The sequence below is a fragment of the Streptomyces sp. NPDC030799 genome (assembly GCF_055572255.1).
Window position 1 is genome coordinate 265,337 of record NZ_JBVIDS010000009.1, and the last position, 11,415, is coordinate 276,751.

Below are 11,415 nucleotides of genomic sequence, written 5' to 3' on the forward strand. Positions count from 1 at the left end.
AACCATCACTTCGAGGCGTCGCCCCGTCCGTCGAGGAACGCACTGGCCCGCCCGCTGAACGACACGTACAGAGCCTCCCGAGCCCGGGTGCACGCCACGAACAGCAGGCACCGCTCGGCGGCCAGGTCGGTGGCGTGCTGGAGCCGGTCCATGTCGGCCGGGGTGACGGCCGGCGCGAACGGAAAGGCGGACTGAGTGACTCCGGCGACTGCGACGCACCGGTACTCCAGCCCCTTCATGCTGTGCAACGTCGACACCCGCACCCCCACCGCGCTCTCCGGCTCTCCGTCCCGCACCCGCACCACGGGGATGCCGGCCGCGGCGAGGCGGTCGCCGAGCTTGCCCGCCAGGGTGTTGAAGCGGGCGCAGACGGCGATGTCCGAGGGCGCGACCCCGGCGTCCATCCAGTCGCGCACGCGGCGCACGACCGCGTCGGCCTCCTCGTTCTCACTTCCGTGCCCCTCACACACGGGCTGTGCGCCGTGCAGCAGGGAGCGGTATCCGGTGAGGGTGTCGTGGGCGTCGCCGGTCAGGTCGGCAACGGGCTCGCTGTCGAGCAGGCTGCGGGCCCAGCGCAGGATCTCCTCGGTGGAGCGGTAGTTGACGCGCAGTCGTCCGCTGCGTCCCGCGACGGAGATGCCGAGGGAGCGCAGCGAGACCCGGGCGTCGTAGATCCGCTGGTGCGGGTCGCCGGTGACGAACAGGTCGTCGGGTCCGTCGGGGGCCAGGACGCGCAGCAGCCGCCACTGCGCCGGGTGCAGGTCCTGCGCCTCGTCCACGACGACATGGTCGTACGACGGTCCCGCACCCGGCTTGTCGCGCAGCAGCCGGGTGGCCTCGGCGCAGACCTGGAGCCAGGTGTGCGCCCGGTCACGGGTCAGGCCGTCCTCGAACAGGGTCACGGCCTGCCAGACGCGCCGCCGCTGCGCCTGCCCGAGCGCGCTGCCGCGTCCTCGCCGTTCGCAGGCCAGGTACTCCTCCTCGCTCCGCAGGTCCTGGGCGAGGACCACGTGCCGGTACTCCTGGGACAGGAACGCCTCGTTCCAGGGCAGTTCGAGGCGGCGGGCCACGCGCTGCCAGCGGGTGCGCTCGTCCCGGTCGCCGAGCGCGGTCCCCGGGTTGCCGCGCAGTTGCCGTACGACGCGGTGGGCGACGGCGTCGACGGTGGTGACATCGACACGGGCGAGCAGCGCCGGGTCGTGGTCGAGCAGCAGGGCGAGGCTGCTCTGCAGGGAGCGGGCCAGGGCTCCGGTGTAGGTGGTGAGGAGGACGCGCGTGTCGGGTGCCCGGTCCAGGAGGTGCTTGACCCGGTGCAGGGCGACGACCGTCTTTCCGGTGCCGGGGCCGCCGGTGATCTGGGCGGCCCCTGCGTAGCTGGGGCGGTAGGCGATGCGCCGCTGGGTGGGGTGGAGGAAGATCCGCCAGGCGGCGAAGGGCTTGGTAAGGATGTCGGCGAGTTCGTCGGGGCCGGTGACGAGGGCGATGCGGCTGCGGGTGCGGGTGACGGCGGCGGCCAGATCGTCCCCTGTGGTGTCCTCCCCCGCCGCGCCCTGGGCGACGGTCGTCTTCTGGCGTGCGGAGACCAGGTCCCGGTAGATGTCGTCGGGGTCGAGGCCCTCGGCGAGCAGCCACAGCGCCTCGTACTGGTCCTCCGGCATCAGCGAGCCGAACGCCTCCAGCTGCGCCTTGCTGGTGACGGTGCGGGCGGCGCGCAGGGTGACGTCGTCGATGCCGAGGTGCCGCAGGACGGTGTCCGACCAGGGAGCGAACAAGAGCTCGGGAGCCGCGGCGGCTTCCTGGGCGAAGAGCGGGGTGATCTGCTCCATGGCGGTGAGGTCGCGCACTTCGAGGCAGCGGGTCACGCAGTTGACCGTGTAGAGACGTCGCCGGGCCCAGGAGTAGGCCTTGTCGTGGGAGACGACATGGACGAAGACGAAGAGGTCGCTGCCGTCGTCGGGCGCGAGCAGCACGATCCGCAGCCCGTCATCGACGCGGATGGTCCGCATCCGCGGGTCGCGCGAGCTGACCACCGACTCCAGGTGCAGGCCCTTGTCCGCGTGGAGCTGCGGGACCGTCAGCTCCTGGAACTTGGCCATCGCCTTGTGGACACGGGCGCGGGCCGGCTTGTCCAGCCGGTCGACGCCCTCCCAGAACGTGTTGGTGATCGCGATCTGCGGCATGTTCCCCACCCTTCGACAACACCGACCGACAGAGTATCTGTTGACTCAGTTTACGAAAACCTCCATGATTCATCGCAGGAGTTGCCGCACGACACAGGGGCATCGTGAGCGCGGGGGTTGTTGGGGAGATGACACTGCTGGAACCGGGTACGGACGGCCAACTCGCCCTGGAAGACGACTGCGTGGACCTCTTCGATCTGGCCGGTGACCCTCTGGACTCAGCCGTGGCCCGGCTGAATGCAGGTGTGAAGCCGACCGCCGAGGACATCGCCCTGCTCACCGAGGCGGCCCGCACCGCGCAGCGCGCCTTCGAGGAGGTCGGCGTGGCGAACGACGTACTGGACGACGCCTCGGACCTGGGCGGGGACCTGGCGACCGCGCTCGCGGACAGCCTGCAGCGCCGGACCCGGGCCGAGGTCCCGGCGCTGCTCGGCGCGCTGCGCAACCAGGCGGCGCGCGTCGAGCGTTCCGAGGCCGTCCGTACGATCGCCAACCGCATCCTCGGCAATGGAGGACCGGACGAGCCGGCCACCCTGGACTCTGTCCCCGCGCTCACCGCCGACCTCCTGCCTCGCGTGCCGTCCGTGTACGACGACGAGGAGGTACCGGGCACGAGTCTCGCCGACCTGTGGGAGCGTCAGGAGCGCCTGGAGCGGGTTCAGGCCCGGGTGCGCGGGGAGCGGGTGGAGCGGGTCGCGGCACACCTGGTCGCACTCGCGGAACGGATCGTCGACCGAGCCTTCCTGGACGCCCGGTTCACCGGGGCGGCACTGGACGAGATGGACCGGGCCTACGCGCTGTGGTGTGCGTGCCTCGACGAGGGCTGAAGCGCCCCAGACTGTCAGCGGGAAGCCCTAAGGTCGTTCCCACGTGCTACGACCGGACCGATCACCGAGGGGGGACGCCGTGCAGGCGAAGGAGACGCTGTTCGCCGATCTCGTCCAGGGCAGGGCCCAGCAGTTCCAGGTGCCGCTCTATCAGCGGACGTATTCCTGGACGGAGAAGCAGCTGAGCCAGCTGTGGACCGACATCCTGGAGCAGGCAGAGCTGCTGGAGTCCGGGGAGAAGGCGAGCACGCACTTCCTGGGGTCCGTGGTGCTCGCGCCGTCGCCGCAGAACGAGGCGACGTTCCCCCGCTGGCTCGTCGTCGACGGTCAGCAGCGGCTGACCACGCTCTCACTCGCCCTGGCCGCGATCCGCGACCACATAGCGGACGCCGAGCCGGACGAGGCCGAGCGCATCGATGAGGAATACCTCATCAACAAGCGCAGGAACGGCAGCGATCACTTCCGGCTGCTGCCGACCCAGGCCGATCGTGCGCAGTTCGCCGCGTACGTTCGCGGGCCGCTCTCGGAGCAGGCCGCCGGCGGAGCCGTCGCCGCGGCCTACCGTTTCTTCCGCCGCAAGCTGGTCGAGGCTGCCGATCCGGCTGCCCCGCAGGACGTGTTCCGCATCGAGCAGGCCATCACCTCCCGGCTCACGCTGGTGGCGGTGACCGCCGAGCGCGGTGACAACGTGCACCGGATCTTCGAGTCGCTCAACAACACCGGCCTCAAGCTGAGCCAGGCCGACCTGCTGCGCAACTACCTGTTCATGCGGCTACCCACCCGCGGCGAACAGGTGTACGAGACGTACTGGCTTCCGTTGCAGGACAGTCTGAGCAACGACGAGCTGGAACAGCTCATGTGGCTGCAACTGGTACTCAACGGGGACGACAGGGTCCGGCGCCAGGACCTGTACGCGGCTCAGCAGCAGCGCTTCGAGCGCGGCGAGGTCAGCGAGACGGAGATCGAGGCGTACATCAAGGAGTTGTACCGGCGCGGCGCCCTCTTCCGTCGGCTGCTGCACACCGAAGAGGAGCCGAACGCGGCCGTCCGCGCCCATCTGCACCGCTTGGACACCTGGCAGGCCCAGGTCACCTACCCCGCTCTGATGCTGCTGCTCGACCGGCGCGAGCGCGGGGACCTGAACTCCGCGGACACGGCCCGCGCGATGTCGTACGTCGAGAGCTTCCTGGTACGCCGGATGATGTGCCGCGTGCCGACGAACAACCTCAACAGGATCTTCCAGGCGGTGCCCGGGCAGCTCCCGTTCGACATGCCCGTCGCTGACGGGCTGCACCAGCTCCTCTCCGCCGAAAACCGCTTCTGGCCCGATGACGACGAGTTGCGCGAGAAGGTCCGGACGGCGCCCTTCTACAAGTTCGGACGCGGGCACCAGCGGAAGATGGTGCTCCAGCGGCTGGAGGAGAGCTACGAGCATCCCGAACCGGTCGACTTCGCCGCCGCGCAGCTCACCATCGAGCACATCATGCCGCAGTCGCCGGGCGACGAGTGGCTCCGGATGTTGAGCGAGGACGTGGTCGACGGTGAGAGCGCGGAGGACCTGCACTCCCGGCTTCAGCACACGCTCGGGAACCTGACGCTCACCGCGGTCAACTCGGAGCTGTCCAATCACCCCTTCGAGCGCAAGCAGGACCTCCTCCAGGGCAGCCATCTGGAGATGAACCGCCGCATTGCGGCCACAGAGCGGTGGGGCGCGGACGAGATCCGCACCCGTGCCGACGAACTCGCCGACCGCGCGATCGCGCTGTGGCCGGCTCCGCTGCGCGGAGTGGGCCGAGCGGAGCGGAGCCGGGACTGGAACCTGGCCCACCAGGTGCTCGCGGCGCTCCCCCACGGCACCTGGACGTCGTACGGCGACCTCGCGGCGTTCATCGGCTCCGGCGCCCAGGCCGTCGGCAACCATCTGGCCAATACGCCGGGGGTGGCCAATGCGTACCGGGTGCTCACCTCCGAGGGCAAGGTCTCTGACGGCTTCCGCTGGACACCTCAGGACCACGGAGGCGATGTGCGCGCCCGGCTGACCGCCGACGGCGTCCGCTTCACGGCCAATGGTGCCGCCGATCCGGTCCAGCGCCTCTCCTCCGACGACCTCGCTCTGCTGGTCGGCGGCGCTGAGGACGACGAGGCCGACGGCGAGGAGGACACGGCTCAGCGCATCCCGGAGAGCCAGGGTGAGCAGACGATCGCCGACCCGTTCTACCTGCAGCTCGTGGCGGAGAACGCCCCCGAGAGACGGTTCTTCCGTCAGCTGGCGGCGGACAACACACGCGAGACGGTGGAGGCGGTGCGTGAGCTCTTCGCCCGCTGGGAGGAACTCGGCGGCTGGATCGACACGGTGGGACACGACAACACTGGCGCGTTCCTCATGCTGGGTGAGGCGGGTGCCCCGGCCAGTGGGGTGTCGCCGATGAGCCTCACCCCGGGCTGCGGGCAGGGCGGCTCGGTATACGTCGCCTTCCTCGGTCTGCCGAGACACGAGCCCTTCACTGACCACGCCCTGCGTGCCGAGTTCCTCAGGCGCCTCAACGAACTTGAAGGTGTCGACCTCCAGGAGAGAAAGCCGGGGCGGGGGCCGGACCCCAGCTTCCGGCTGTCCGTCCTGGAGAAGGACCGCAACCGTGAGCTGCTCGTCGAGACTCTGACGTGGTTCCGGAACTGCTGGGAGAGCCGGGACAGGAATTGAGACCGGGACTCAAGGGGCCCACCTCGGCCGATCGTCATGAGTCGAACAGTGCCCCCTGGCGGTCCGCCCCTCGCCAAGGGGCGCGAGCGAGAACGAGGCCCCTTACCTCAGCCGCGCCCGCCTCGCGTAACAGGCGGGCGACGGCCTGCATCTGCTGGCCGGTGGTGAACAGGTCGTCGAAGAGGAGGATGGTGCGGTCCTCTACACGGCGCTCGATGCGGATGGCCTTGGCGTGGGCGGCGGCCGCGAGGCGTTTGGCCTCACGGTTCTTTCCGGCCGAGCGGTCGGTGTCCACTGGCTTGACCAGGACCGGGGAGGTCGGGAAGGGCCAGCGGCCGGCCGTGTCCTCGATGGCAGCGGCCTTCAGGATCTCCTCGATGTGCCGGATCGGAGTACGGCCCGTCCAGGTGGGGTTGCCGACGACTAAATCGACACCCGCCATCCGATCCGGGTTGCGCTCCATCCACCCGACGACCAGGCGCCCGAAGATGGTGGCCCAACCCCAGGCCCCGTCGTACTTCAGGCGCCGCACCGCGTTCTCCAGGTCGCCCGAGAACATCGCGACGGCGTCGACTCGACTGAACCCGCGTTCGCCCGGAGGCAGTCCGCATAACGCGTTGGAGCAGCGGCGTGCCGTTCCGAGCGCCTGGCTGCACACCGGACAGTGGGCGTCGGGCACGGGTTCCAAGGAGCGGGCCGCGCACGTGGCACATATGGAGGCGCTGCCTCCCAGGTAGTACGGGCAGCGGGCGCAGTGCGGGAAGCCGAGGGGGTCGAGTCCCTCGACGTGTCTCACAGGATGGCCAGCGCGAGCTGCTGGCGCTGCTCACCCGCCTTACGCATCTGTTCCGCGCCGGCCAGCCCGTCCAGTACGTCGGCCAGCTCGTCGACGACGGTCGCGCGCCCCTCCTCCAGCATCTTCGCCGCCCATGGCTGGGCGACGACCAGGGAGCGGAGCAGGAACGCCTGCTTGCCGTGTTCCGAGGCGATGCGCGCCTGCATCTTCGCGCCCGAGGTGCGGGAGGCCTCGATGACGACCGTGCCCTGGGTGAAGCCGCTCATGGTGACGTTGCGCCGGGGGAAGGTCCAGCGGGCCGGGCCGGACGTCGGCCAGAACTGGGAGACGACGGCGCCGCCCTCGGAGACGATCCGTTCGGCGAGGCCCCGGTTCTCCGCCGGGTACATGGGCGCGGCGATTCCCGTGCCGATCACGGCGACCGTGCGGCCGCCCGCGTCGAGGGTCGCCGTATGGGCCGCGGTGTCGACCCCGCGGGCCAGGCCGGAGGTCACCACGACCGAGTGCTCGACCAGCCCGCGGGCCATCCGTGCCGCCCGCCTGCGTCCGTCCTCGCTCACGTCACGCGTCCCGACGACGGCCACGGACCGGGCGTCCCGGTCCTCCAGGTTCCCGCGGACCCACAGGAAGGGCGGCAGGTCGGGGATCAGGCGCAGGTTCGCCGGATAGTCGTCGTCCAGGACGGTGACCAGGCGGGCACCGGCCCGCTCGGCGGCCTCCGCCTCGGCGGCCACCCTCGCCTCCTCGTCCTGGAGGGAGCCGAGCGTCGCGCCGAGCAGGGCCTCGGCCTTCGCGGCCGCCTTGGACTTCTCGGGCACCCGTCCCCGGTACAGCTCGTCGAGCCCGCCCGGTCGCTGCGCGACCCTGGCCAGCAGTTTCCAGTCAAGCGTCTCGCCCTCGTGCCTGAGGGCACACAGCAGGAGCAGGCGGTGCTGCTCGTCCGTGATCGTCGTCTTCATCCTTCTACTCCGTCGCACATGTTCGAAGGACGCAGGGCGTCTGGTTCCGGACCCTTGGCGCGTTACCTCAGTATGGCCCGGCAGCGCGGCCCTCGGGGGCTGAACAGAAATTAGCTCGCGCGTTCTATTTTTCTCGCGCATGTTACTGCCGGGTCGCGGTCGGCCGCCAGATGCACTCGACCGAGACCGTCTTGCCACCAGAGTGGTGGGCTCGCAGCCCCAGGCATCGGCGAGCGAGGCGACGAGGAGCAGCCCGCGCCCGGACTCGTCACCCCGCCCGGTCCGCGTTCGGGCAGGCGATCGCCACGGGCGCCCGTGACCTCGATCCGCAGGGTGCCGGCCGTGAGGGTCAGGGCGGGGCGGGCGTCACAGCCCCGGACGCGGCCGTGCAGGGCGGCGTTCGCGGTATGAGTCGGGCGGGCTGTTCGGATTCCGGTTCTGACCGCATCGCCCGCCCCTCGGCTCCCCCGTGGGCGAAGCCGCTCGTCGTGCCCGGCTCACCTCACGTCGACGAGTCCTCGGCCGCCGGGCCGGCGGCCTCGTCCTGCCGCAGTGCGGAGTGCTCCGGCCGCCCCCGGAAGGCGGCCCCCTTGGCTGTCCGCGATTCGACGCGTTCCACGATGCGGTCGATGACCCGTTGAGGGTCCTTCCACTTCAGCGCCAGCCGGTCGTGGTCCATCCCGTGTTCGGAGACGATGTCCCGCAGTTGTTCGAGGCCGAGCTCGCCCAGGCTCGAGCGGAGTCCCGTCTCGCCGGCCTCGGCGAACACCGCGAACGGGTCGATCACTCCCGGAGCTCGCCGGCTACGCCTGGGGCGCTCGGCCGGCCGAGACGCGGTCTGCGGATCAGGAGGCGTCAGCGCCTTGGCCAGCGCTCGGGCGAAGCGTGTCGTGCGTGCGGCTTCGGACGCCACCACGCCGAGGAGACGCGCGAGCGTCGCCGCGAGTTCCGGGTCGGACGCGCCGAGCTTGGCCAAGGCTTCTTCGGCCTCCCGCACCTGGGCGTCCAGGAGACCGCTGTCGTCGGGCCGACTGTCACTCCGCTCGGTCACGCGTTCTCCTCGACCAGTTCGATGAACTCCTGCGTCATGGCACGGAAAGCGTCGAACCCGCCCTGGTACCCGTACTTCTGCCGCAGGGTACCGCGACCGACGAACTCAGCCGAGCCGGCGATGTCGTTCTTCTCGGGGATGAAGGTCGGCAGCACGACGGGAAGGTTCTTGTCGCCCTGAAGTCGCCTGACGGTGTTCCAGTGGACCGTCGAATTGGCCTTGTATTTCGTGATGACGATCCCGATCTCGTTGATGGTCTCCCCCAGGTCGTCCGCGAAGGCCCGCACACGCCGCTGGATCTGGGGGATGCCGTAGGTGGACAGGACGTCGGGAATGGTCGGGATGATGTATCCCTCGGAGATACGCAGACCGTTCAGAGTGACGATGCCGAGGTTGGGAGGGCAGTCGACGAGCACGTAGTCGTAGTCATCAATGATCTTCCGGATCGCCTTGCGCAGGAGATCGGTGGGGTTGTTGGCATGGAAACGCCCCCTGGGCATGGACGCCAGGCGATCCTGGACGTCGATGAGATCCAGCGAAGAAGGCAGGAGGTCCACCTTCGTCACCGCGTCCACCGAGGAGACATTGCGCTGAAGTGTCTTCTCCAGGTCGAACTCCAGGGGCTCGTCCTCGGGCCGGAGGGCATCCTTGAACAGGGTCGCCAGGGTGTATCCCTCGTCGTTGAGCTCCTCCCACTTCTCCTCCCCGATCAGGACAGTGGTCAGATTGGTCTGCGGGTCGAGATCGACCACCAGGACCCGCTTGCGGAACTCCGCGGAGAGGAACTCCGCGAGTCCGGCAGTGGTGGTGGTCTTCCCGACGCCGCCCTTCAGATTGATGGTCGAGATGACATGGGCTTTGGGGGCCATGTGATTCTTCCTCCGTTTGAGGTAGCGCTGAATCTGACTCGCCTGGAACACCGGACCGCTCCGCAGGTCCGCGACGGGAGCGGGGAAGTGTTTGTCACGAGCGCGCCAATTCGCTACGACCGTCCGGCCGACCCCCGCCATCTCCGCCACTTCGAACAGTCCGACGAGCTGGTCTTCCGCCTCGGGCGTGCCTGCCATGACATCCCCCCGTGAACGGCCTTCACGTTTCCCCGTCAATGGTGAAAGCCGTTCACAATCGCCGTCAATCCCCAACCTTGTTGAGTAATAGCGCAGTTGAGTTCATGCGCCCCCTTTGGGCGCGGGTTTACGCCGGGCGCACTCGGCCCAGACCGTCTTGCCGCCGGGGTGGTGGGGCTCGCACCCCCATGCGTCGGCGAGTGAGGCGACAAGAAGCAGGCCGCGCCCGGACTCGCCACCCCCATCCCCGTCTCCGCCTGGTGCCGGTTCGGGCAGGCGGTCGCCTCGGGCGTCCGTGACCTCGACGCGCAGGGCGTCGGCCGTGAGGGTCAGGGCGAGGCGGGCGTGACGGCCCCGTACGCGGCCATGCAGGGCGGCGTTCGCGGTGAGTTCCGCGATGAGGAGGGAGGCCGTGGCCGCGACCTCGTCGCCGGCCGCGACCTCCGGGCAGTCCCGCTGGTCGGCGAGCCAGCGTTCGGCGGCGTGACGGGCGGTGTGGGCGCCGTGTCTACTGGTGGGGAACGTGAGGCGGAACTGGTGGGTGGTGGCGGTCGGTTCACCGGTGACGGTGACGGTTTGTTGGATCACCTCACCGAGAGTGACGGAGTGCTTCTACTGTGTGGAGGGTGCGGGGCGGTACGGAGGGTGACTGTCCCGGTGTGGAGGGCTGGATGTCCGGGCGTACGGCCGTGACCTGGCCGGGCGTTCGGCGGTTCGCCCCTTGGCGCGACGGAAATGGGCGGTGGTACGGGATGGCGGCTCAGGCGGACGGTTCGGGGGTTCCCACCGGCGGTGAGGCGGTCGGCACGGACGAGGTGGCCGACCTGTTCCGGGCGCTCGGGCGGCAGATCAAGGTCGCGCGGGTACGGGCCGGGATGAGCCAGAAGGAGCTGGGCGACCGGCTCGGGTACGGGGAGGAGACCATCTCGTCCGTGGAGCGCGGGCGGCGGACGCCTCAGCCCGAACTGCTGGTCGCGGTGGATGAGTTGCTGGAGTGCGGGGGGCTGCTGGCGTCTGCGGCGGAGGATGTGGAGCGGGCGCGGGCGAGGAGGAGGGTGCGGCATCCGGAGTGGTTCAGGGATTATGCGCGGTTGGAGGCGGAGGCGGTTGAGCTGCACGACTACAGCGCGCTCGCCGTTCCCGGGCTCTTGCAGACCAAGGCGCACGCTCAGGTGGTGTTCCGGACGCGGCAACCCCTGTTGGACGAGGAGACCGTCGAACAGCGCGTGGCCGCCAGGTTGGACCGCCAGGAGATCTTCAAGCGTTGGCCGCCGCCGTTCACGACGTTCACCATCGAGGAATCAGTCTTGCGCCGCCCGCTCGGCGGGTGGGACGTTCATTACGAGCAACTTGAAGCACTGCTGAGGTTCGGCAGACTGCGCAGCGTCGAACTCCAGGTGCTGCCGATGGACCGCAAGGAACACCCCAGCCTAGGCGGGCCGTTCATCATGCTCACACCGAAGGGCAAGCCACAGGTGGCCTATCTGGAGGTGCAGCACATCAGCCGCCTGATCACCGACCCGGACGAGGTCCGTATCCTTGCCGCACGCTACGGCAGCATCAGGGCGCAGGCGCTCACGCCAGAAGAGTCACTGACCCTGATCGAGAAAATGCTGGGAGACCGATGAACGCCGAACAGCCCACACGGCTGGACTGGTTCAAGAGCAGCTACAGCAGCGGCGAAGGAGGTGCCTGCGTCGAGGTCGCCGCCGACATGACCTCCGTCCGCGTACGGGACTCCAAGGAGCGGGGCGCCGGTCCGCAGCTCGCGTTCACGCAGGATGCTTGGGCCGGGTTCGTCGCGGATCTCGGGCGGGACGGGTTCTGACCCACC

At 69.5% G+C, this 11,415-nt stretch carries 10 protein-coding genes; 4 read left to right on the forward strand and 6 right to left on the reverse strand.

Going from position 1 to position 11,415, the window contains the following annotated elements:
- Positions 1 to 5 precede the first annotated feature (5 nt).
- Positions 6 to 2,180: a UvrD-helicase domain-containing protein gene (locus ACZ41I_RS23825; protein ID WP_468514992.1), complete on the reverse strand. Its 2,175-nt coding sequence runs from the start codon at positions 2,178 to 2,180 to the stop codon at positions 6 to 8.
- Positions 2,181 to 2,308: 128 nt separating this feature from the next.
- Between ACZ41I_RS23825 and ACZ41I_RS23830 the strand changes: the two genes are divergently transcribed.
- Both ACZ41I_RS23830 and ACZ41I_RS23835 read left to right on the forward strand, forming a co-directional pair.
- A complete protein-coding gene (locus ACZ41I_RS23830; protein WP_468514993.1) occupies positions 2,309 to 3,007 on the forward strand; it encodes a hypothetical protein in 699 nt (232 codons plus the stop codon).
- 79 nt (positions 3,008 to 3,086) lie between these two features.
- Entirely contained in the window at positions 3,087 to 5,708 is a 2,622-nt protein-coding gene (locus ACZ41I_RS23835; protein ID WP_468514994.1) for a GmrSD restriction endonuclease domain-containing protein, read from the forward strand.
- A gap of 34 nt (positions 5,709 to 5,742) precedes the next feature.
- Here ACZ41I_RS23835 and ACZ41I_RS23840 read toward each other — a convergent pair whose 3' ends face one another.
- From ACZ41I_RS23840 to ACZ41I_RS23860, 5 genes are all read right to left on the reverse strand, one after another.
- Entirely contained in the window at positions 5,743 to 6,504 is a 762-nt protein-coding gene (locus ACZ41I_RS23840; protein WP_468514995.1) for a phosphoribosyltransferase family protein, read from the reverse strand.
- On the reverse strand, positions 6,501 to 7,463 hold the full coding sequence (locus ACZ41I_RS23845; RefSeq protein ID WP_468514996.1) for a DNA-processing protein DprA: 963 nt from the start codon (positions 7,461 to 7,463) through the stop codon (positions 6,501 to 6,503). The genes ACZ41I_RS23840 and ACZ41I_RS23845 overlap by 4 nt, the downstream gene beginning before the upstream one ends.
- 502 nt (positions 7,464 to 7,965) lie before the next feature.
- A complete protein-coding gene (locus ACZ41I_RS23850) occupies positions 7,966 to 8,514 on the reverse strand; it encodes a hypothetical protein (RefSeq protein WP_468514997.1) in 549 nt (182 codons plus the stop codon).
- A complete protein-coding gene (locus ACZ41I_RS23855; RefSeq protein WP_468514998.1) occupies positions 8,511 to 9,581 on the reverse strand; it encodes a ParA family protein in 1,071 nt (356 codons plus the stop codon). The genes ACZ41I_RS23850 and ACZ41I_RS23855 overlap by 4 nt, the downstream gene beginning before the upstream one ends.
- Positions 9,582 to 9,683: 102 nt before the next feature.
- On the reverse strand, positions 9,684 to 10,169 hold the full coding sequence (locus ACZ41I_RS23860) for an ATP-binding protein (RefSeq protein ID WP_468514999.1): 486 nt from the start codon (positions 10,167 to 10,169) through the stop codon (positions 9,684 to 9,686).
- A gap of 164 nt (positions 10,170 to 10,333) precedes the next feature.
- Between ACZ41I_RS23860 and ACZ41I_RS23865 the strand changes: the two genes are divergently transcribed.
- The gene (locus ACZ41I_RS23865) at positions 10,334 to 11,209 is read left to right on the forward strand and encodes a helix-turn-helix domain-containing protein (protein ID WP_468515000.1); all 876 of its coding nucleotides are present in this window, start codon (positions 10,334 to 10,336) and stop codon (positions 11,207 to 11,209) included.
- Complete coding sequence (locus ACZ41I_RS23870; protein WP_468515001.1) at positions 11,206 to 11,409, forward strand: DUF397 domain-containing protein; 204 nt, start codon at positions 11,206 to 11,208, stop codon at positions 11,407 to 11,409. Before ACZ41I_RS23865 ends, ACZ41I_RS23870 begins: the two co-directional genes overlap by 4 nt.
- Positions 11,410 to 11,415: the final 6 nt, after the last annotated feature.